Source organism: Martinezella hainanensis, from assembly GCF_900094555.1.
Classification (GTDB): Bacteria; Pseudomonadota; Alphaproteobacteria; order Rhizobiales; family Rhizobiaceae; genus Rhizobium; species Rhizobium hainanense.
Window position 1 is genome coordinate 349,162 of the sequence record NZ_FMAC01000001.1, and the last position, 21,008, is coordinate 370,169.

Sequence of the window (21,008 nt, forward strand, 5' to 3'; positions counted from 1 at the left end):
TTCGACGAAGTCGACGCATTCGAAGGGGTGGAGACGCCCACTTGCCGGCCCCATCAAATTCAGCGGCGCCCCGCCGGCAATCAGTGATTCTGGAAGAGTTGCAGAACCGTATTGTAGCTCGCATTGGCAATCGCCAGGGATTGCACCCCGAGCTGCTGCTGGGCCTGCAGCGCCAGAACCTTGCTCGATTGTTGCTCCATATCGGCATCCACAAGCTTGCCGACGCCGCTGGTCAGCGAATCGGTGAGGTTCTTGGCGAATTCGGTCTGAAGACTGATGCGCGATTCGAGGGAGCCGAAGGCGGACCCGATCGTCTTGAGCTGGTTCAGCATCCCCGTCACGGTGTTGACCATGTCGACGATGGCACCCCGGGTCGTATTCGCGTCGAGCGAAATCTCCACCTGGCCACTCGTATTGCCGTTCTGGCTGCTGACGAGCACATAATTCTTGGCAGCCCCAGCCTCGGTCGCGAAGGACGTCGACGTCAGCACGCCATATCCGCCGGTGCCGCTTGACTGGTCATCGATCAGATAACGCGCATCGGCCGAGGTGATCGGGCCGCTCGTCGAACTCACGCCCGCATAGCTCAACATGCCGATCGAAACCGTACCGTTGCTGCCTCGGATCAGGGAGCCCGGCACTTCGTGCGGATCGGTCGGATCGGCGCCGTCACGCAACACAATCCAGTTGACACCGTTGAAGGTCGCCGACTCCCCTACAGTGCGCAGCTGCTGCTTGAGCTCGGTGATCTCGTCATTGAGCTTCGTCTTGTCGACGCTGGTCTCATAGGCGCTGACGAGCTTCGTCCTGATTTCCGTCACGACGTCGATCGCGCTGCTAACACCCGTGGAGGCGGTGCTGACCGTCGAAGCTGCGAGACCAAGCGCATCCTGAACCGACGAAATCGCGCCGATGTCCGTATGCGTCAAAGTCGAGATTTTCCAATATGTGGCATTGTCTCTGGCCGACTGAACCCGCAGGCCCGACGACATCTGTCGTTCGGCATTACCCAGTTTGGTCTGGGTGTCCCTCAGCACTTCCAGCGCTGTATTCACAGAGGGACTGACCCTGATGAAGGTCGAAAAAATACTCACGGCACATGAACTCCGGACGCAACAATACGCAACAAATACAAGGAGACATTGAAACCTTGCCGCGGGCGCTCATGCGCGCGGGCCGAGCGTGTCGGCGAACGGGGAAGCGAGGCAAAAACAACGCCTGCGCTCCAGCGGTTACATACCGCTATGATTAGCAAACATGCTTAAAAAAGCGCTAAACGATACGCCTGATTTACCATAAATAAGCGCAACGCCTGCAACGGGCGCAACCGGCCCGTTCCGGCCTACTCCGCCGCGCGAAGACTGGTGAGCTTCGCGCGCAGAGCCGCGTCCGACATCTCGTCATGCAGCCGCCGCTCTTCATGCGTCTGCGGTTTTGCAAAGCGGGCGATCAAGAGATAGGCGACCGGCGTGATGTAGAGCGTGACCAGGGTCGCGAAACCGAGACCGCCGACGATCACCCAGCCAAGCGCGACACGCGCTTCCGCGCCCGCCCCTTCGGCAAAGACGAGCGGTACGCCACCAAGGATAGTCGCGATCATCGTCATCATGACCGGCCGCAGGCGCAGCGCGCAGGCCTTCTCGATCGCCTCGCGCACACCTTCTCCCTTGTCGCGCAGCTGATTGGCGAATTCGACGATCAGGATGCCGTTCTTCGCCATGACACCGACAAGCAACACCAGACCGATCTGGCTGTAGATATTGAGGCTAGACCCGGTGATGACGAGCGCAAAGACGGCACAGGCAAGACCGAGCGGCACGGTGGACATGATGATGACCGACGACAGCACGCTTTCGAACTGCGCGGCCAGCACCAGGAAGATGATGACGATGGCAAAGCCAAAGGTCAGCATCATGCCGCTGGAGTTTTCTTCCAGCGTTGCCGCTTCGGCGAGCGGCATCAAGCGCGAACCCGGCGGCAGGAGCGGCGTCGCGATGCGAGTGACTTCCTCGACCGCCTGCCCGAGCGACATGCCATTCTTCAGACCGGCGGTGATCGCGACCGAAGCCAGCTGCTGCTCACGGGTCAGCTGCGGCGCAACGGCATTCTCCTTCAGCGACGCGATGACAGACATCGGCACGATTTTGCCGTCGCCGGTCTTCAGGAAGACGTTTTCGAGATCGGTGGGATCGTCGATCGGCCGCATGGTGGAGGTCAAAAGCACCGGATAGGATTCACCGGCAACGAATACGTCGACGACGGAGCGCCCTTCCAGCAGCGACTGCAGCGCGACCGAAAGACCCGTGATATCGACCCCGAGATCGGAAGCGCGCTCACGATCGATGGTGACGGAGACCTGGGCCTGCGTCGGCTCGTTGTTCAGCCGCGGCGTGTCGAATTGACCTGTTTTGTCGAGTTCCTGCACCAGCTTCAGCGCAGCTTCGGTCAGCGCTTCGTGATTGTTGCCGATAAGGGCCATCTGCACGCCACTGCCGGCGCCTCGGATGCGCAGGCTGTTGGCCTGAATGACATTGCCGCGAAGCGCCGGCACCCCGGCCGTGGCGCGATTGATATCCGAAACGATGTCCTGTTGCGTGCGATGGCGCTCGCTCCAGGGCGCCAGCGTCAGCACCATGAAACCGCTGTTCTTTTGGCTGTTCATGCCTGAAATCGCATAGATATTCCGGATGTCGCCACTCTTCATCAGCGGCTGCAGCCGCTCTTCGACGCGCTGCAATTGATCCTTGGTGTAATCGAGGCCGGCGCCTTGCGGCGTGGTGAGACGCAGCATGACCATCGCGCGGTCTTCATTCGGCGTCAGTTCGCTTCTGACGTTGATGAACGCGAAAACAGCGGCAACCGCAAACATGACGCAGAACACGATGACGACAAAAGGCGTGTTGAGACAGGCGCGCAACGTGCGACGATAGACACTGGAAAAAAGCTCACCGAAGCGACCGAGCGCTCCGTGCTCCTCGCGCATCTCCTTGGTCAGCATCCGCGAAGCGAGCATCGGGCAGAGCGTCAGCGCAACGACCGACGAGAGGCCGACGGAGAAGGCAAGCACGAAGCCGAATTCGCGGAACAGACCGCCCACCTGCCCCGGCAGGAAGGACAGCGGAATGAACACGGCAGCAAGCGTGGCCGTTGTCGCAATGACGGCGAAGAAGACTTCGCGCGTGCCAAGCACGGCAGCGGCGCGCGGCCCGATCTTCTCGGCCCTGCGCCGCACGATATTCTCCAGCACGACGATCGCATCGTCGACCACGAGGCCGGTCGCAAGCACGATTGCCAGCAGCGTGAGAATATTGACCGAGAAGCCGACCATGTAGAGCGCGGCCAGCGTGCCGATGAGTGCCACCGGCATGGTGACGACCGGGATCAGCGTCGCCCGCCAGTCGCGCAGGAAAAGATAGATGACGACGGTCACGATCAATGCGGAAAGCACCAGCGCCAGCACGACTTCATGGATCGCTCCCTGAATAAACACGGCATCATCGCTGGTAATGGCGATGCGGGTGCCCTCGGGCAGCGATTTGGAGAGCTGCGCGACGACGGCCTTCACGCCCTCGGAGATATTCAGCGTGTTCGACTGCGCCTGGCGGATGATGCCGAGGCCGACGCCCTGCACGCCGTTGGAGCGCAATGCGGTCGTGCCGTCCCGCGGGCCGAGCGTCACGGTCGCGACATCGGAGAGCCGCACGCGATCCCTTATGATCAGCCGGGAAAAATCCTCCGGCGTCTGCAGCGCCGCCGTGGCGCGCACGACGATATCCTGGCGCGCGCTCTTCAGCGATCCGGCCGGCACGTCGAGCGCGGCGGTCGCAAGCGCCGTCGTCAGGTCGCCGATCGTCAGACCCCTGCCCGCCAGAGCCGCCTGATCGACGTCGATGCGGAAAATCTTCTCCTGATCGCCGTAGAGCTCGACATCGGCAACGCCCTCGACTGCCGCCAGCCTATCCCGGATTTCCTTGTCGACGAGCTGCGTCAGGTCGTCCATCGTCAGCATCGTCGATGTGACGGCAAGGCGCATGATCGGCTGCGAATCCGAATCCGCCTTGACGATCTGCGGCGCATCGGCCTGATCGGGCAATTGTTCGGCGATACGGCCGATGGCGTCGCGAACATCGTTGGCGGCGACCGAAAGGTCAGTCGCGTCGGAAAACTCCAGCGTCACCCTGCTCTGCCCGAAGGACGAGCTGGAGGAGACCGATTTCAGGCCGCTGACACGCGCAACCGCCCCTTCGATGATCTTCGTCAATTCCTGATCAACCGTCTGCGGCGACGCGCCATCGAATACGGTTCTGACCGTGACGACCGGACGGTCGACATCGGGCAATTCGCGCACCTCGACGCCGAAATAGGCGGCAAGACCGGCAACGACCAGAAGCGTGTTGAAGACCAGCGCAAGGATCGGCCGGCGAACGAAAAGCGCGGTAAAGGATTGCTTGGCCGCAGCCGAGCCGGCATCCACCGTATCATCGCCATCGGTCATCATTGGGTGATGACCTCACTGGCCTGAGCGACATCGCGGGCAAAGCGAACCTCCCCGCCTTCGGTCACGCGCTGCAATCCCTCGACGACGATGAGGTCACCATTGTGAAGATCGCCTCTGACAAGAACGGCATCCGGATTGCGCTGCACGATGCTGACGCGCACCTTTGAGGACTTGCTGTCAATGACACGCCAGACATGCGCGCCCGCACCATCCCACTGCACGGCGAGCGGATCGACGGAGGGGTAGGCTTCGCCGGCAAAGCGCATCCCGACATTGAAGGACATGCCGGCGCGCAATTCATCGGAGGCATTGTCGATGCGGGCGCGTACGCGCAAGGTCCGGCTCGCACCATCGACGCGGTTGTCGACCGCCTCGACGGCGCCTGTGAATGCTCGTCCCGGCAACGCCACCGAGGTTGCCTCCACCGGCTGATCCACCTTGACAGTGTTGGCGAAGCGTTCCGGCACCCAGTAATCCACCAGGATTTCCGAACGGTCGTCCAGCATGACGATGTTGGTCGCCGTCGTCACGTTGTCGCCGACGACGACAGGCACGATGCCGACGATCCCGTCGATCGGCGCGACGACATCGCGGCGCTTCAACGCCAGTTCTGCCGATTGCAGCGCCAGCTTTGCGCCCTGCTCCACGATCTCGGCATCGAACACGTCCATGCGGGAGACGGTGGATTTGATATTGCGATAGAGTTGGGATTTCTCGACAGCGCTCTTCAGCGCCACTTCCGCCTGGCCGCGCGCGATGATCTGCTCGTCATCGTCGAGACGCGCCAGCACCTGCCCTTGGCTGACCCTGTCGCCGGACTTGATGAGAATTTCGCGGATCGTACCCGCCGCCTGCGGCATGACGACGACAGAACGGATGGCATCACCGGTGCCGATAGCGCTCAGACGGTCATTGACGACGCCGCTGACCACAGGTTCCGTCACGACAAGCGGTATGTTCTGACCGCGCCGTCCGCCGGAGCTCGCCTTCGTCTCTGCCTTTCCGTCGGCCGCGCCATCGCGTGGTGCGATCCACGCGACGATCGTCTCGGGAACGCCGACCCTCTGTAGCAAGCCCGCCGCACTCGGCACGAAGGCCACGACAGCGGCAATGCCGGCTGCCAACAAGAAAAAAGACAAGGAAAGCTGCTTCCAGGCGGTCATGCACGTCTCCGGCTCGTTGTGTCAGAGGCGATGAAATCGCGTCGTTGGTTTTCTGTATGGCCCTCTTCACCCAGCGCACTTACCAGGGCCAAAAATCGGATCAGGTGGCTCTATAACGCAAGATTGTGCCCGATTTGCTGCAATATCGTGTTTTTGTACATATGCGGCAAGTTTCGCCACAGATTATGACAAAGTTGTAATCTTGGCATGGACAACGAGACGTTTTACCGGCGTATTGACTGATCGGTCCCGATGCAAAAAATAGCCTTATGGCGAGCATAAATCTCTGCAAATGTGCACTTTTTGTTCTAGTTTCGGGCCGTTTCTTTTGCCTTTCGGGGTAGAATCATTACATTGGGCGGCATGACCATTGGACATGACGATATTCCCTTCTTTGACGAGGAGCCGGAGCACACGGCACCGCGCCGTTCTGCGCCGGCTTCCGGCAGCATTGGCGGCGGTATCGCGGCCCGCGCCATGGCAGCACGCGACAGCGGCCGCCGACCCGACTATCTCTCCGGCCTCAATGCCGAGCAGGCCGAAGCCGTGGAAACGCTCGATGGCCCCGTTCTCGTGCTTGCGGGCGCCGGCACCGGCAAGACGCGTGTGCTGACCACCCGCATCGCCCATATCCTCTCCACCAACCGCGCCTTCCCCAGCCAGATCCTCGCCGTGACCTTCACCAACAAGGCGGCCCGCGAGATGAAGGAACGCATCGCACTGCTCGTCGGCGGTGCAGTCGAAGGCATGCCCTGGCTCGGCACCTTTCACTCGATCGGCGTCAAGCTGCTGCGCCGCCATGCCGAGCTGGTCGGCCTCACCTCCAGCTTCACCATTCTCGATACCGATGATGTCATCCGTCTGATCAAGCAGCTGATCCAAGCGGAAGGGCTCGACGACAAGCGCTGGCCGGCCAAGCAGTTTGCCGGCATGATCGATACCTGGAAGAACAAGGGCCTCAGCCCCGCCGATATTCCCGAAGGCGATGCTCGCGCCTTTGCCAACGGAAAGGGCCGCGAGCTCTATGCCGCCTATCAGAACCGCCTGAAGACGCTGAACGCCTGCGACTTCGGCGATCTCCTGCTGCATCCGATCAATATGTTCCGGCAGAATCCGGATATCCTCAAGGATTACCACCAGCGCTTCCGCTATATCCTGGTCGACGAGTATCAGGACACCAATACGGCGCAATATATGTGGCTGCGCCTGCTGGCCCAGCGGCAGAAGGGCGAGCCGCAGAACGTCTGCTGTGTCGGCGACGACGACCAGTCGATCTATGGCTGGCGCGGTGCCGAAGTGGACAACATCCTGCGTTTCGAGAAGGATTTTCCCGGCGCCAAGGTCATCAAGCTCGAGCGCAACTATCGCTCCACCGAGCACATTCTTGGAGCCGCCGCGCATCTGATCGCCCATAATGAGGGCCGGCTCGGCAAGACGCTGTTCACCGATCGCTCCGACCCCGACGACATCAAGGTGCAGGTGCACGCCTCCTGGGATTCCGAGGAGGAAGCCCGTGCGATCGGCGAAGAGATCGAGCAGCTGCAGCGCAACAAGCACAATCTCAACGACATTTCGATCCTCGTGCGCGCCTCTTTCCAGATGCGCGAATTCGAAGACCGCTTCGTCACGCTCGGCCTGAACTATCGCGTCGTCGGCGGCCCGCGCTTCTACGAGCGCCTCGAAATCCGCGACGCCATGGCCTATTTCCGCCTCGTCTGTCAGCCGGCCGATGATCTCGCCTTCGAGCGCATCATCAACACGCCGAAGCGCGGCCTGGGCGACACCACGGTGCGCGCCCTGCACGATTACGCCCGTGTGCGCGATATCCCGATGCTGGCGGCAGCGGCCGATATCATCGAAACGGACGAGATGAAGCCGAAGGCGCGCAAGGCGCTGTTCGACGTCGTGCAATCCTTCCGCCGCTGGCAGGGTCTGCTCGAAAACACGCCGCATACCGAGCTTGCCGAGCAGATCCTCGAAGAGTCCGGCTATACGGATATGTGGAAGAACGACAAATCGGCGGAAGCACCGGGACGCCTGGAAAACCTGAAAGAGCTCATTCGCTCCATGGATAGTTTCGAATCCATGCGTGGCTTCCTCGAGCATGTCGCCCTCGTCATGGATGCCGAGCAGAACGAAAATCTCGACGCCGTCTCCATCATGACGCTGCATTCAGCCAAGGGCCTTGAATTCGACACGGTATTCCTGCCCGGCTGGGAGGAAGGCTTGTTTCCGCACCAGCGTGCGCTCGACGAAAGCGGCCGTGCCGGCCTCGAGGAAGAGCGCCGCCTCGCCTATGTTGGCATCACCCGCGCCAAGCGCCGCTGCCACATCTGGTTCGTCTCCAACCGCCGCATCCATGGCCTCTGGCAATCGACCATCCCCTCCCGCTTCCTTGACGAGCTGCCGGAAACGCATGTGCAGGTCGCCGAAGTCGAGCAATCCTATGGCGGGTATGGCCGCGGCGGCTACGGCCAGTCACGCTTCGACAAGGCCGATCCCTTCGCCAACACCTATTCGACACCCGGCTGGAAACGCGCACAGGCCAACCGCAACGACGCGACGCGCGACAACTGGGGCAGCCGCTCCGGCCACGCCGTCGAACGCATCGGCTACGGCGAAAGCGGCCCGAAAGTGCGCACCATCGACGGCGAACTGGTGGCCAAATCCACCTCCGCCGAACCCTCCAAATTCGCCATCGGCGACCGCGTCTTCCACATCAAGTTCGGCAACGGCAACGTCTCGGAGATCGAGGGCAACAAGCTGACCATCGAATTCGACCGCGCCGGACAGAAGCGCGTACTGGACGGGTTTGTGGAGAGGGTTTGATTAGGAACCGACGTACGATTGAATGACAGCTTGAATTAGCGCTTTGGCTTTAAAGATATCCGTAGTCTGCGCTATGTCGAATCGAGACCCAGCTTTTTCCGCATCGAAAATCGTTAGAAACTTGGTCTTCGAGTTAAAGTGCAATCTAACAATTGGCTTACGGTTGTTGTCATCGAAGTTGATGCCGCAATAAGATTTTTGATCGCGCATGACAATTCGAGAAACATCTGCGAGCTCCGCTCCGATAGCTCGCACAATATTGAATCCGTCGATCTCTTCTTGTGTGGTTTCAATCCCGTCTCCATCGTCGTTTATCTGAGTGACGGAATCTACGTCCTTAATCGTCGGTATATTCACATTCTCATTGAATGCGGCGCTCAATTTCTTCTGGATTTTTTGACGAACGAGATCATCAAATGCGCGTTTGATTATCGGTTTGAACTCCGCGACGACGGCTGCAGTAAGCTTGCCATCATGTATTTCTTTAGAAATGAGTCGAACGAATTCATCATCGGGATCATTAAATTGCGCCTCTATGCAATTAATGGTTGCTTTCATTCGCTTCAAAGTGCTGGCTGAGCTCTTGATATCTTCAATCGAAAATTTTTCTTTGTGAAACTTTTCAAGCTCCTTCAGATCGTTATCGTCATAATCAAAAAGATCGAATTTAAAAAATGGATTGCTATCAAGCTTATTGGGTGCATCAAGGTCGGTGAAAAACCAGATCTGTATACCGTTTGTAAGAATTGCAATTGAGCAATCTGTGGTCGAAAAATATCGGTAAAGTTGGCTGTATTGGGCCTGCGAGAGATTCGCGCTGACAGCTTTTGCTTCTAGAATAAACTCAATTCGGTCATTTATCTTTACTGCGTAGTCGACCTTTTCTCCCTTTTTCAAGCCAACGTCAGCTATAAATTCTGGGACAATTTGCGTTGGATCAAAAACATCGAAACCAAGCGTGCGCAAAAATGGCATCACAAGCGCGTTCTTTGTCGCCTCTTCAGTAAGAGCAATATTTTGCGCAGCAATTGCGCGCTTCGATAGTTCAGCAACTTGTTCCTTGAACGACATAATTAGCCCCCAAATCGATCTCCAAGCAAACAATATTATATTCGTCGCCGGATGCAATCGATGCGAGTGCATATTTTTGATTGAGTTTAGCTTTTCCGACTCGCGTCAACCGGAGAGCTAATACACATGAAAGTTCCCGGAAACGCTGGTATCGCCAATGGAAGGTCGAGCTGATCGAAAAAACAAATCCCGATTGGCGGGATTTATACTAGGAGCTCTGGTGAAGCTCCTCGCTCATCCGCACATCCCGGTCCTTCAGCCACAGTCCAAATTCCTTGACCACGGCTACCACCTTCTCCAGCCGGGTCCCATCCTCCGTCAGCGAATATTCGACCTTCACCGGAACAGTCGGATAGACCGTGCGCCGGATAAGGCCTGCCTCCTCCAGCGCCCGCAGATCGAGCGTCAGCATTCTCTGCGAGATGCCGGGCATCAGCCGCCGCAATTCGTTGAAGCGCTGGGGGCCATCGACCAGGTAGGAGACGATCAGCAGCCGCCAGCGACCTCCCAGCAAATGCATCGCTTCCTCGACGGAGCAGCCAGTCACGGTCTTTTTCATCGGGCATACCTCATACTCGAGGCGGTATAATTTTTGTACCTAGATGTCAAACTTTTCCGTTCTTACGATTTTATACTAGGTGGATTACATGGTTCGGCAGCCAGCTTTCCAAGGGGAGCCGGCGTAAGAAACACCATGGAGATTCCTAGTGAAACTGTACTACATGCCCGCCAGCTGCTCGCTCTCGCCCCATATCGTCATCAACGAACTTGGTCTGGACGTGGAACTGATCAAGGTCGACCACACCAGCCACAAGACAGAGACGGGGCTGGATTTCTATGGCGTCAATCCGAACGGCTATGTTCCCGTTCTCGAACTCGCAGACGGCAGCCGTCTGGGGGAAGGACCGGCCATCGTCCAGTATCTTGCGGATTTGAAACCCGAGGCCGGCTTGGCGCCTGCCGCCGGCACGATGGCGCGCTACAGGCTGCAGGAAATGCTCGGCTTCCTCTCGACGGAAATTCACAAGGGCTTCATCCCACTTCTCTATGCGCGGCTGGCGGGAAACTATGTCGACACGGCAAGGCCGAAGCTTGAAAAGCGGTTTCAATGGGTCAATGCGCACCTCGCCGATCGCCCCTTCCTGATGGGGAAAAACTTCACGGTTGCCGACGCCTATCTCTTTGCGCTGACGGGCTGGGGCCAGGCGCCGTGGCTCAAATCCTACTACAAGGCCGGCATTCATTTCGACGAATTGCATAATCTCGAAGCCTGGTATGCCCGCATGCGGCAACGCGACGCCGTCAGGAAATCCATTGCCGAAGAAGGACTGGCATTCGACTGAGCGCGGCAGCCTGTAATATAAAAGCCACCGCGAGGGACTGTCGGTCTCGCGGTGGCGCCATTTGATCTCGCTTTATTTTCGACGATGGAGGGTCATGTCGCCACAAAGGCTCTTGCGCACCCGCCGCTCCATTTCAGTTGCGCCCGCCGTTTGCCCTGATGATCTGACCGTTGACCCAACCACTCTGCGGGCCGGCCAAAAACGACACGATCTGCGCAATGTCTTCCGGCAGTCCGAGACGGCCGAGCGGAATGTCGTTTATCAGCCGCTGGATTAGCGCCTCGGATCGGCCCTTGAACAGCAAGTCGGTGGCGATCGGTCCCGGCGCGACGGCGTTGACCGTAACGCCGCGCGTGCCGAGTTCCTTGGCGAGTGTATGCGTCATCGCTTCCACCGCCGCCTTCGTCGCTGCATAGACTCCGTTGCCGGGGGAGTAGTGTCCGATGATGCTCGTGGAGAGATTGATGATGCGGCCGCCGTCGCGCATCCGCTTTGCACCCTCGCGCATTCCGTTAAAGGTGCCCGTGAGGTTGACCGCGATCTGCTGCTGAAAATCCTCGTCCGAAACCTCGGCCAATGGCGAGAACTTGCTGACACCCGCATTGTTGACGAGCACGTCGACCCTCCCGAACTCGGCTTCGGCACGGTCGAACAATGCCGCCACGGCCGAAGCATCGGCGACATCTGCACGGACGGCAATCGCGCGGCCACCCGCCGCCTCGATACCAGCGACAACATCCTCGGCCCCTCCCAAACTCGATGCGTAATTGACGATGATCCGAAAGCCATCGGCGGCAAGCTGCCTCGCAATGGCAGCCCCGATGCCCTTCGATGCGCCGGTGACGATTGCGGTTTTGATTTCGTCGGACATGTATTTTCTCCTTTGTTCTTCCTGCCCAACGTTGAGCAATGCACGCGCATGCGCTCTCGAACACGCCGAGGGAACTCAATCCCGAGTATGGCTGGAACGCTTGTGTCGTTGGGTCGTGATCTGTAATATGAGCGATAATTCGCTTTTTGCTACTCGCATTCCGGGATCATGTCCGAGAACCCTCTGAAGAGCCGTCCCGCGCCGAGAAGAGCGCCGAAACAAGCCCGCTCGCTCGCGACCGTCGAAGCGATCGTGGAGGCTGCGGCTCGCATTTTGGAAGAGCGTGGCCATGAGGCCTTTTCCACCAACGCCGTCGCGGAGAAGGCCGGCGTCAGCGTCGGCTCGCTCTATCAATACTTTCCGCGCAAGGATGCGTTGATCGGCGCTTTGATCCTGCGCGAGACTTCCCGCCTCGTCGAAGAAGCGGAAATCGCCGCCGACAAGCCTACCGGCAATGAGGCCCTGTCGGCGCTGATCCTCCCCTGCGTCGAGCAACAACTTCGCCGGCGGGCACTAGCCCGCTTGCTCGATTTCGAGGAAGCGCGCCTGCCGCTCGATGCCGCCACCGAAGCGGTGAAGAAGCGATTCTTCGAGCTTACGCGTGCGACACTGCTGCGATCGGATCTGCCGCCGCAGCCGGATATCGAGGTGGCAAGCCGCGATGTGGTCGCGATCATCAAGGGAATGGTCGATGCCGCCGGCGAACATGGCGATCAGGATAGAAATCAGCTGGCTCTGCGTGTGAAACGCGCCGTTCTTGGCTATTTGCACAGCCTCGACTGACGTCCGCAACCTGCAACAATCGGGTGTGCGGCCCGAAAGCCGAAAGGCATGGCTAGATACTCCGTCTTTGCAAGCGATTGCATTGCAGCATTGCAGAATCTGCATCTCTAGCATGCTACCAATATGAGCCTAATCGATTATATCGATTTAAGCGGCTTCGGGGCTCTGCGTTTCCTGCAGGCATCTCGGCAAGCCGCTGCCAGTCCTTCTTCCGGCCCGTTCGGGCTTTTCGCCCGGGTCGCTATCGAAGCCTGGCAATAACAAGAACCGAGGATAAAAAAGTGGCTGGCTCAGCAACAAGCTCTGCGCCCACCAGCGCGCGTGCATCCGCACACCATGGCCAGGGCAATTACCAATTCGCGCTTATCGCACTCACCTCACTCTTTTTCATGTGGGGCTTTATCACCTGCCTGAACGACATTCTGGTGCCGCACCTGAAGAGCGTCTTTCAGCTTAACTATACCCAAGCGATGCTCATCCAGCTCTGCTTTTTCGGCGCCTACTTCATCGTATCGCTGCCGGCCGGAGCGCTCGTGAAGCGCATCACCTATAAGTGGGGTATCGTCGTCGGCCTCGCGATCGCGGCAGTCGGCTGCGCCCTCTTCATCCCGGCGGCCAGCTACCGCGTTTATGCACTCTTCCTGGGCGCGCTCTTCGTGCTCGCCACCGGCATCACGATCCTGCAGGTCGCCGCCAATCCCTATGTCACCGTATTGGGACCACCGGATACCGCGGCCAGCCGCCTGAACCTGACACAGGCCTTCAATTCGCTCGGCACCACGATTGCACCGTACTTTGGCGCCATGCTCATCCTGTCCGCCGCGACCGTTGCAGCTGCCAACGCGACACCGGAACAGCTCGATGCCATCAGGCTTGCCGAAGCCGGCGCCGTGAAATTCCCCTACCTGCTGCTTGCCGCAGCCTTCCTTGTACTCGCTGCCGTCTTCGCAGCTCTCAAGCTTCCCGAGGTCGAAGATGAGGAGACCATCGAGCCGATGCGCGGTGGCGGCTCTGCCTGGCAGTATCGCCATCTCGTGCTCGGCGCCGTCGGCATCTTCCTCTATGTCGGCGCCGAAGTCAGCGTCGGCAGCTTCCTTGTGAACTTTCTGAGCCAGCCTGATATCGCCCATCTCTCCGAGGCCGATGCCGCCCACTATGTCTCCTATTTCTGGGGCGGCGCCATGATCGGCCGTTTCGTCGGCTCGGCAATCATGCGCCATATCGATGATGGTAAGGCACTGGCCTTCAATGCCGCTGCAGTCATCATCTTGCTCGTGGTCACCGTGCTGACAACGGGCCATGTCGCCATGTGGTCTGTACTGGCGATCGGCCTGTTCAATTCGATCATGTTCCCGACGATCTTCAGCCTGGCGCTGCACGGGCTTGGCAAATATACAAGCCAGGGCTCGGGCATCCTGTGCCTTGCGATCGTCGGCGGCGCGATCCTGCCGGTCATCCAGGGCGGCCTTGCCGATACGATCGGCATTCACCTTGCCTTCCTGATGCCGATCATCTGCTACGTCTACATCGCCTTCTATGGCCTCAAGGGCCACAAGCCGGCGTAAGCCTTTGCAAACCATCGCGCCTCGCCGCCTCCCTCGGCGGGGTGCAAAGGGCTTGATCCGAAACGCGTCGCTTGGCATCGTGCAGCGCAACAAATCGGAAGGATAGGCCCATGAAAGCGCTGCTGCTCATCGACATCCAGAACGGCTTCTGCCCCGGCGGAAATCTCCCTGTGCCGGATGGCAATCAGGTGCTGCCCGTTGCCAACAAACTCATCGACAGCGGCAAATACGATCTGATCGTCGCCTCACAAGACTGGCATCCGGCCGGCCATGGCAGTTTCGCCTCCGCCCATCCGGGCAAGAAGCCTTTCGAAGTCGGCACGCTCTCGGGCAAGCCCCAGATGATGTGGCCCGACCACTGCGTCCAGAACAGCAAGGACGCCGAGTTTCATCCCGACCTCCATCTTGGCGCCGTCGATTTCATCCAGCAGAAGGGCCAGAACCCTGCGGTCGACAGCTATTCCGCCTTCCGCGATAATGATCAGGCAGCCCTGACCGGCCTGGCGGCCTACCTGCGCAACAAAGGCGTCACCGAACTCGATCTTTGCGGGCTGGCAACCGATTACTGCGTCAAGTTTTCGGCGCTCGATGCGGTCGAAATGCTGCCCGGCGTCACCGTCCGCTTCATCGAAGATGCGAGCAGAGGCATCGATCCCGCTGGGGTCAAGGCCGCGATCGATGCCATGCGAGCCCGCGGTGTCGCTATTGCCAGCAGCAAGGAGGTGCTTGCGTAAAATCGCGCCGACCAAGCTAAACCTTCCCTAAACAAAATGATGCAAGCTGTTCCCGATCGATAGAACGGTTCAGCTTTTCATGGAATCTCTGATCCGCTCTATCTCATTGTTTTTACGCAATTCCAGACGGAAAACCGCTTCGCACTTTTCCTGGAATTGCTCTGAGATATCGGGATCCTTGGCGTGCAGTCGATTGTCATCAACGGGCGTTTCCTCGGCCAGCCCTTGTCAGGCGTGCAGCGCTTCGCGCGCGAGCTCACCTTGGCGCTCGACCGCAAGATTTCCTCAGGCGCCCTGCCCGCCTCGCTGAAGGGCGCACGCTGGCGTCTGGCCGTGCCGCGCAACACGCCCATCGACATCAGGCTCACCGCTATCGAAATCGATCGTTTCGGCACCGGGCCTGGGCATGTCTGGGAACAGACATCCCTACTTTCCCGCTCACGCGGCAGCCGGCTCATCGGCTTTGGCGGCAGCGGGCCGCTCCTGCATCGCCGCCAAGCTGTCGTCATCCATGACGTGACGATCTTCCGCCATCCGCAGTCCTTCAAGCGCAGCTACCGCCTGCTGCATGGAGCGCTCGGCACGGTGCTGACACGCACCGCCAAGATCGGCACCGTCTCCGAATTCTCGCGACAGGAACTCGCCTCCGTGTTCCGGGTTCCCACGGCCGGCATCGACGTCGTCTACAATGCCGTCGATCACTACGCCGCCATCGAGCCGGATGAGGCCGTCATCGAGCGGCTTGGCCTGAAGACGAACGGCTTCTTCCTGCTCGTCGGGACGATGAAGCCGAACAAGAATCTCGATTTCGCCATCCACGCCTTCGAGGCGCTCAAGGATGACAATCAGAAGCTCGTGGTCGTCGGCGGCTCCGCGCCGACCGTCTTCAAATCGGAAGGCCAGCAATCGAACGGCAGCCTGCTCTTTCCCGGCCGGCTCGAGGACGCGGAAATCGCCGCCCTGGAGCGCCATGCCACGGCTTTCGTTTTCCCGAGCCTCTACGAAGGTTTCGGCATTCCGCCGCTGGAGGCCATGACGCAGGGCTGCCCGGTGCTTGCGGCCGATATTCCTGCCGTGCGCGAGGCATCGGGCGATGCCGCACTCTACTTCGATCCCTTCCGACAGGATGAGCTTGTCTCCGCCATGCGAAGGATCGCCACTGACGAGGTATTGCGGCAGGATCTGCGCCGACGCGGCCATGAGAACGTCACGCGCTTCTCCTGGGACGGCAGCGCCGATCGCGTATTGTCCATTCTGGAAGATCTCTAAGAGACTTCAGGACCCGAACTGCGGCCGGAACATCGTGACGAAGTAACTGTAGAGGCCAAGCAGACAGAAGAGCGCGCCACCGACTACGCCGACCGCCACCGATATCCATAGCGAATAGCCGAAACCGGCCGTCGCCAGCACTGGGACGGCGAGGCCGATAGCGGAGAAGACGACGGGCGGCCAGACAAAATCGAAGGCAAGAGACATCATCACTTTCACGCCGATCGCCATGGCACACAGCGCGCCGATCATACCACCGGCCATAAGGGCAACGTCGCCGAAAGAACCGAGATAGCCGCCGATGAGCGTGCCCGCGTTCAGCAGTACGCAATCCAGCGCTGCAAGCAGGAAGATCGTCAACAGCCGGTGCTGCAGATGTGCAGGCGTGGGCATCATGTTGGCCGTCAGCGCACGGCATGTCGCAAGACCGATGACAAAGGGGGCAACGGAGAGAAACTCATTGCGCAGACCGGCAGCGATGACCAATTGCCCGACAGGCTGCAGCAGCGCAAAAATGCCGGCGGCGGTCATGAGCGTGAGACCGGTCAGCAGCGAGTAATACTGCCCGAGCTGCTTGGCAAAGGCAGGCGTTCTCCCATCGCGATCATAGGTCGTGACGACATCGGGATATTGAATGGCCTGCAGGGCAGAAACGATCAGGACGAAGGGTCTCTGCAGCAGATCAAGCGCCAGAAGCGCACCGGCGGCACCACCCGCCCCCAGCGTTGCCGTGAGGATCGATTTCAATCCCAACGGCGACAGCATGCCGATAACGGAGGCACTCGCCGCAACGCTGCCATACACAAAATGCTTGGGCACCAGCGCCTTCTCGAACGAAGCCGCCTCGTGAAGACTGTTGCGGGTCAGAAACGCCGCGAGGAGTCCATAGGCAAGATAGCCGACCAACAGACCGACGACGGTATAAGTGAAAGTCGGAGCAATGGCAGTACCCGCAAGTGTACCGATTGCCAGAATAGTAGCGCGCGAACCCTGCAGTCGCGAAAAGACGCGAAACTCCTGACGGAAGCGCAGCATGGTAAGATGCAGGTCGCTGCCGCCCTGGAAGATCGCGACCAGGCCGCCAAGCACGGCAATCTCTGCCGAGACCGAAAAGAAGATCGAAGCCGAGGCGGCAATCAGGCAGATTGCCGAGCACACCGCAAATTCCACCGTCAGCGCCTTGCGCTCCAATGCCTCGCTTCCAGGCCCCTGCCCAGGATAGAAGCGGCTGCAGGCAAAGCGGACCCATTCGAAACAGAAAATCGCCGCGAACTGGCTGATCGAGATGAACAGCGAATAGGCAGCATAATCCGCCGGAGCCAGCAGATGCGCCACCGCGATCAGCAGCCCGAAAGCCACTGCCGCCTGATAGAAATATGCAGCCAACGCCACGATCTTTGCCATGCTGGCAGCTAACAGCAAAAGATTGAGGAAAGCGCTAATCCGGACGAGGTAGTGCCGCGCCTGTTGGCAAAATCGATGAAGCGCAATGCGGATTTGCCGTTGCTGCCCGCAAGCCTGCTTGAATTGCCTTTTTGCACCGCACACGTTAGAAGTCGCGGCCAATTCGAGGGATGGAAGCAGGCAGCTTGGAACGGGCGTAGCTTGCGGAGGAGCGCCACCATGGACGTCATCAACACGATAGCCGCCCTGCGCGAAAGGCTTGGCGAACATCGCAAGGTCGGCAGGTGCATTGGCCTGGTGCCGACCATGGGCTACCTGCATGCAGGCCATATGGAACTGGTTTCCCGCGCCAAAGCCGAGAACGACGTCGTCGTCACCTCCATTTTCGTCAATCCGCTGCAATTCGGCGCCAACGAGGATCTGGCGAAATATCCGCGCGATCTCGAGCGTGACAGTGCAATGTTGCGTGATGCCGGCGTCGACTTTCTCTTCGCACCCGGTGTCATCGACATGTATCCGCGCCCGATGCAAACCGTCGTTGACGTGCCGAAGCTCGGCGCGGAGCTGGAAGGTGCGGTTCGCCCGGGCCATTTCGCCGGTGTTGCCACCGTCGTCACCAAGCTCTTCAATATTGTCCAGCCCGACAGCGCCTATTTTGGCGAGAAGGATTACCAGCAGGTGGCAATCATCCGCCGCATGGTCGAGGATCTTGCACAGCCCGTTCGTGTCGTGCCGATACCGACCGTCCGCGATAGCGATGGCTTGGCGCTCTCTTCGCGCAACGTCTATCTGACGAGGGAAGAGCGCGCTGCTGCCGTCATCGTTCCCAAGGCACTGGCGGAAGCCGAAAAACTCTATGATCTCGGCGCGGATGACCCCACCGCACTCGAAGAAGCACTACAGGCCTTCATCGGCAAGGAACCGCTTGCGACTGTGGAAGTCGCCGCCGTTCGTCATCCCGAAACGCTGGAGCCGCTGAGCAAATTGCAGGGGCAGCCGATCCTCGTTGCGTTATTCGTCCGCATCGGCACCACCCGCCTGCTCGACAACAGTGTCATCCGTCGCAGGCCGTCCACCAACGAAAGGACCGCCTGAGATGAGCACCGTCGGACACACCAAGCGCACGACGCCTGCCGCCATCGAGGCGATGAAAGGCACGCGCCCGATCGTCAGCCTGACAGCCTATACGACGCCGATCGCCCGCCTGCTCGACCCGCATTGCGACCTGCTTCTGGTCGGCGATTCCCTCGGCATGGTGCTCTACGGGATGGAAACGACTGTCGGCGTTACGATGGAGATGATGATCGCCCATGGCCAGGCCGTCATGCGCGGCGCCAAGCATGCCTGCGTCATCGTCGACCTGCCCTTCGGCTCCTACCAGGAATCAAAGGAGCAAGCCTTTCGCAATGCCGCGCGAATCCTCAAAGAAACCAGCTGCGATGGCGTGAAGCTGGAGGGCGGTGAGGAAATGGCTGAAACCGTCTCCTTCCTGACCTCTCGCGGCATTCCGGTCTTCGGTCATGTCGGGCTGATGCCTCAGCAGGTGAACACGACCGGCGGCTATCGCTCGCTTGGCCGCTCGGAGAAGGAAGCCGACAAGATCCGGCGCGATGCTAAAGCGATTTCCGAAGCCGGCGCCTTCGCCGTGGTGATCGAAGGCACGATCGAGCCGCTCGCCCGAGAGATTACCGCCGCCATCGCCATTCCCACCATCGGTATCGGCGCATCTGCCGCCTGCGACGGGCAGATCCTCGTTTCCGACGACATGCTCGGCCTGTTCAACGATTTCAAGCCGCGCTTCGTCAAGCATTTCGCAGAGCTGGCGCCCATGATCTCGAAAGCGACGGAAGCCTATGCCGAGGAAGTGAAGGCCCGCACTTTCCCGGCTGTTGAGCACACCTTCCAGCCGAAGAAATGAGGCGCCGTCAGCTCTTGGCCGGCTCCTTCTCCAGCAGATAGATCGCCTCACCGAAATCCTCGATCTTGCTTACCAATGCGGCATGAGCATCCCGCAGACCTTGATTGTAATAATAAGGACCGATCTCGGCGGTGAAGAAATCGAGCAGGAATTCGGCGGGCAACGTGCCGAGCGTCTGGTCGAGCTCGTCGGCGAAATAGCGCTGGAGGCGGGCGACCATGGCTGCCTTCTCCTCCTTCGCAAAAGTGATTTTCTTCATCTTGCCCATCTCCCATTTCACAAGCGCACCCAAGGACCTGGATCAAGGAAATCAATTGATCCATCAAGGAAATTCAATTGCTGGTTCTACAGGCACGGCTTACACCTCCCGCCATTGAACAGCGCGGCAACAAATGCGCAAGGGGTGCAACTATCGTTGTTTCCCATGCGGAATGTGCGCCCTCGACACGGCATCCGGGCGAAAGCGTCGGATTTTCCACAAAGGACAAAGCGGACCATGAGTCGCGCGGAATTTCTTGAAGGCTTGAAGGGCGGCATTCCCGTCGGCCTCGCTGCGGCGCCCTTCGGCGCCCTCTTCGGTGCACTGGCACGCGACCAAGGCATGTCACTCGGCGAATTGACCCTGATGAGCGGCACCGTCTATGCCGGCGCCAGCCAGATGGTGGGGCTGGATCTCTTCGGCCACAATGTCCAAGCTTGGCTCATCGTGCTGTCGATCCTGGCGGTGAATTTCCGCCATGTGCTCTATTCGGCGGCGATCGCGCGCTACATCAGGCACTTTTCCGGGGTGGAGAAGTTCTTCACCTTCTTCTTGCTGGTCGATCCGCAATTTGCAGAAACGATCAAGCGCCACGAGAGCGGCAAGTCCGTGACCTTCGCCTGGTACATCGGCTTTGCGGCGATGGTCTATATTCCCTGGGTGATCATCAGCCTGATCGGCGGCCTTCTAGGCAGCCTGATCGGAGATCCGAAAGCCATCGGCCTCGACATCCTGCTGCCGATCTATTTCCTCGGCATCGTCATGGGCTTCCGCAAGAGAGACAATTTCCTGCCGGTCGTTGCCGCCAGCGCCGTGGCATCGGCAATCGCACACCATTATGTCGGCTCGCCCTGGCATGTCAGCATCGGTGCGCTGGCGGGCGTCGCCCTTGCCGCGGTACTGCCGCCGGTGAAGGCGAACCGCAAACCTGATATCGCTCATGAAAGTCACGAGGTCTGACCATGCTCGATTTCAATTCGCATATGGTCCTGCTGATCGCGGCCGCAGCCGTCGTGACGTTCCTCACGCGCATCGGCGGCTACATCCTCATTGTCAAGATGACGCGCATTCCGCCGCGCGTCGAAGCCGCGCTGAATGCCGTGCCCGCCGCTGTCCTTACGACCCTCGTCGCACCCGCCTTCTTCATCGGCGGCTGGGATATCAAGGTGGCGATGCTCGCAGCCCTCCTCGTCGGTCTGCGCTACCCATCGACCTATATGCTCGTCGCCGGATGGATCGTCGTGATGGCATGGCGCCATTCCATCGGTACTTGAGGCATTGAGAGATCTCCATCCCGTTTC

General features: G+C 59.6%; 18 protein-coding genes and 1 pseudogene. 11 read left to right on the plus strand and 8 right to left on the minus strand.

Going from position 1 to position 21,008, the window contains the following annotated elements:
• Positions 1-80: 80 nt before the first annotated feature.
• From GA0061100_RS01690 to GA0061100_RS01700, 3 genes are all read right to left on the minus strand, one after another.
• Positions 81-1,094: a flagellin N-terminal helical domain-containing protein gene (locus tag GA0061100_RS01690; protein ID WP_075850882.1), complete on the minus strand. Its 1,014-nt coding sequence runs from the start codon at positions 1,092-1,094 to the stop codon at positions 81-83.
• A 248-nt stretch (positions 1,095-1,342) separates the two neighbouring features.
• On the minus strand, positions 1,343-4,498 hold the full coding sequence (locus GA0061100_RS01695; protein ID WP_075850883.1) for an efflux RND transporter permease subunit: 3,156 nt from the start codon (positions 4,496-4,498) through the stop codon (positions 1,343-1,345).
• Complete coding sequence (locus tag GA0061100_RS01700) at positions 4,495-5,661, minus strand: efflux RND transporter periplasmic adaptor subunit (protein WP_075850884.1); 1,167 nt, start codon at positions 5,659-5,661, stop codon at positions 4,495-4,497. Before GA0061100_RS01700 ends, GA0061100_RS01695 begins: the two co-directional genes overlap by 4 nt.
• A 363-nt stretch (positions 5,662-6,024) precedes the next feature.
• On the opposite strand from GA0061100_RS01700, the gene GA0061100_RS01705 reads away from it, so the two are divergent.
• Positions 6,025-8,490, plus strand: a complete 2,466-nt coding sequence (locus tag GA0061100_RS01705) for an ATP-dependent helicase (protein ID WP_075850885.1) — start codon at positions 6,025-6,027, stop codon at positions 8,488-8,490.
• Here GA0061100_RS01705 and GA0061100_RS01710 read toward each other — a convergent pair whose 3' ends face one another.
• Complete coding sequence (locus tag GA0061100_RS01710) at positions 8,491-9,561, minus strand: type I restriction endonuclease (protein WP_075850886.1); 1,071 nt, start codon at positions 9,559-9,561, stop codon at positions 8,491-8,493.
• A gap of 128 nt (positions 9,562-9,689) precedes the next feature.
• On the opposite strand from GA0061100_RS01710, the pseudogene GA0061100_RS35065 reads away from it, so the two are divergent.
• A pseudogene (locus GA0061100_RS35065) lies at positions 9,690-9,773 on the plus strand (GIY-YIG nuclease family protein); the annotation flags it as partial.
• Here GA0061100_RS35065 and GA0061100_RS01715 read toward each other — a convergent pair.
• Positions 9,770-10,120 carry a winged helix-turn-helix transcriptional regulator gene (locus tag GA0061100_RS01715; protein WP_075850887.1) on the minus strand — a complete coding sequence of 117 codons (351 nt, stop codon included), beginning with the start codon at positions 10,118-10,120 and terminating at the stop codon, positions 9,770-9,772. The pseudogene GA0061100_RS35065 and the gene GA0061100_RS01715 sit on opposite strands and share 4 nt — an antisense overlap.
• Before the next feature lie 148 nt (positions 10,121-10,268).
• On the opposite strand from GA0061100_RS01715, the gene gstA reads away from it, so the two are divergent.
• Positions 10,269-10,904: a glutathione transferase GstA gene (gene gstA, locus GA0061100_RS01720; protein WP_075850888.1), complete on the plus strand. Its 636-nt coding sequence runs from the start codon at positions 10,269-10,271 to the stop codon at positions 10,902-10,904.
• 133 nt (positions 10,905-11,037) lie between these two features.
• Here the strand turns inward: gstA and GA0061100_RS01725 are convergent, their stop codons facing one another.
• Entirely contained in the window at positions 11,038-11,775 is a 738-nt protein-coding gene (locus GA0061100_RS01725) for an SDR family oxidoreductase (protein ID WP_075850889.1), read from the minus strand.
• Between the two features lie 168 nt (positions 11,776-11,943).
• Between GA0061100_RS01725 and GA0061100_RS01730 the strand changes: the two genes are divergently transcribed.
• The 4 genes from GA0061100_RS01730 to GA0061100_RS01745 all read left to right on the plus strand — a co-directional run bounded on the left by GA0061100_RS01730 (position 11,944) and on the right by GA0061100_RS01745 (position 16,126).
• Positions 11,944-12,558, plus strand: a complete 615-nt coding sequence (locus tag GA0061100_RS01730) for a TetR/AcrR family transcriptional regulator (protein WP_075850890.1) — start codon at positions 11,944-11,946, stop codon at positions 12,556-12,558.
• A gap of 281 nt (positions 12,559-12,839) precedes the next feature.
• Positions 12,840-14,123, plus strand: a complete 1,284-nt coding sequence (locus tag GA0061100_RS01735; protein ID WP_075850891.1) for a sugar MFS transporter — start codon at positions 12,840-12,842, stop codon at positions 14,121-14,123.
• A gap of 110 nt (positions 14,124-14,233) precedes the next feature.
• Positions 14,234-14,857: a bifunctional nicotinamidase/pyrazinamidase gene (gene pncA, locus GA0061100_RS01740; protein ID WP_075850892.1), complete on the plus strand. Its 624-nt coding sequence runs from the start codon at positions 14,234-14,236 to the stop codon at positions 14,855-14,857.
• A 183-nt stretch (positions 14,858-15,040) separates the two neighbouring features.
• On the plus strand, positions 15,041-16,126 hold the full coding sequence (locus GA0061100_RS01745; RefSeq protein ID WP_075850893.1) for a glycosyltransferase family 4 protein: 1,086 nt from the start codon (positions 15,041-15,043) through the stop codon (positions 16,124-16,126).
• Positions 16,127-16,132: 6 nt separating this feature from the next.
• On the opposite strand, the gene GA0061100_RS01750 is transcribed toward GA0061100_RS01745, so the two are convergent.
• Positions 16,133-17,530, minus strand: coding sequence for a hypothetical protein (locus GA0061100_RS01750; protein ID WP_075850894.1), 1,398 nt, complete (start codon positions 17,528-17,530; stop codon positions 16,133-16,135).
• Between the two features lie 219 nt (positions 17,531-17,749).
• Between GA0061100_RS01750 and panC the strand changes: the two genes are divergently transcribed.
• Both panC and panB read left to right on the plus strand, forming a co-directional pair.
• Positions 17,750-18,625: a pantoate--beta-alanine ligase gene (gene panC, locus GA0061100_RS01755; RefSeq protein ID WP_075850895.1), complete on the plus strand. Its 876-nt coding sequence runs from the start codon at positions 17,750-17,752 to the stop codon at positions 18,623-18,625.
• Position 18,626: 1 nt separating this feature from the next.
• Positions 18,627-19,448, plus strand: a complete 822-nt coding sequence (gene panB, locus GA0061100_RS01760) for a 3-methyl-2-oxobutanoate hydroxymethyltransferase (RefSeq protein ID WP_075850896.1) — start codon at positions 18,627-18,629, stop codon at positions 19,446-19,448.
• 7 nt (positions 19,449-19,455) lie between these two features.
• On the opposite strand, the gene GA0061100_RS01765 is transcribed toward panB, so the two are convergent.
• Positions 19,456-19,707 carry a DUF2164 domain-containing protein gene (locus GA0061100_RS01765; RefSeq protein WP_075851844.1) on the minus strand — a complete coding sequence of 84 codons (252 nt, stop codon included), beginning with the start codon at positions 19,705-19,707 and terminating at the stop codon, positions 19,456-19,458.
• Between the two features lie 237 nt (positions 19,708-19,944).
• On the opposite strand from GA0061100_RS01765, the gene GA0061100_RS01770 reads away from it, so the two are divergent.
• Together GA0061100_RS01770 and GA0061100_RS01775 are read left to right on the plus strand one after the other, a co-directional pair.
• Positions 19,945-20,667, plus strand: a complete 723-nt coding sequence (locus GA0061100_RS01770; protein ID WP_075850897.1) for an AzlC family ABC transporter permease — start codon at positions 19,945-19,947, stop codon at positions 20,665-20,667.
• Between the two features lie 2 nt (positions 20,668-20,669).
• Positions 20,670-20,981: an AzlD family protein gene (locus GA0061100_RS01775; RefSeq protein ID WP_075850898.1), complete on the plus strand. Its 312-nt coding sequence runs from the start codon at positions 20,670-20,672 to the stop codon at positions 20,979-20,981.
• Positions 20,982-21,008 lie beyond the last annotated feature (27 nt).

Bases quoted from the DNA above. Each gene is read 5' to 3' on its own strand.
- GA0061100_RS01765 (WP_075851844.1), bottom strand. From the start codon at position 19,707: ATGAAGAAAATCACTTTTGCGAAGGAGGAGAAGGCAGCCATGGTCGCC.
- GA0061100_RS01715 (WP_075850887.1), bottom strand. From the start codon at position 10,120: ATGAAAAAGACCGTGACTGGCTGCTCCGTCGAGGAAGCGATGCATTTG.
- GA0061100_RS01705 (WP_075850885.1), top strand. From the start codon at position 6,025: ATGACCATTGGACATGACGATATTCCCTTCTTTGACGAGGAGCCGGAG.
- GA0061100_RS01750 (WP_075850894.1), bottom strand. From the start codon at position 17,530: ATGGCAAAGATCGTGGCGTTGGCTGCATATTTCTATCAGGCGGCAGTG.
- GA0061100_RS01695 (WP_075850883.1), bottom strand. From the start codon at position 4,498: ATGATGACCGATGGCGATGATACGGTGGATGCCGGCTCGGCTGCGGCC.
- panB (WP_075850896.1), top strand. From the start codon at position 18,627: ATGAGCACCGTCGGACACACCAAGCGCACGACGCCTGCCGCCATCGAG.
- GA0061100_RS01775 (WP_075850898.1), top strand. From the start codon at position 20,670: ATGCTCGATTTCAATTCGCATATGGTCCTGCTGATCGCGGCCGCAGCC.
- panC (WP_075850895.1), top strand. From the start codon at position 17,750: ATGGACGTCATCAACACGATAGCCGCCCTGCGCGAAAGGCTTGGCGAA.
- GA0061100_RS01710 (WP_075850886.1), bottom strand. From the start codon at position 9,561: ATGTCGTTCAAGGAACAAGTTGCTGAACTATCGAAGCGCGCAATTGCT.
- GA0061100_RS01770 (WP_075850897.1), top strand. From the start codon at position 19,945: ATGAGTCGCGCGGAATTTCTTGAAGGCTTGAAGGGCGGCATTCCCGTC.
- GA0061100_RS01700 (WP_075850884.1), bottom strand. From the start codon at position 5,661: ATGACCGCCTGGAAGCAGCTTTCCTTGTCTTTTTTCTTGTTGGCAGCC.
- GA0061100_RS01730 (WP_075850890.1), top strand. From the start codon at position 11,944: ATGTCCGAGAACCCTCTGAAGAGCCGTCCCGCGCCGAGAAGAGCGCCG.
- pncA (WP_075850892.1), top strand. From the start codon at position 14,234: ATGAAAGCGCTGCTGCTCATCGACATCCAGAACGGCTTCTGCCCCGGC.
- GA0061100_RS01725 (WP_075850889.1), bottom strand. From the start codon at position 11,775: ATGTCCGACGAAATCAAAACCGCAATCGTCACCGGCGCATCGAAGGGC.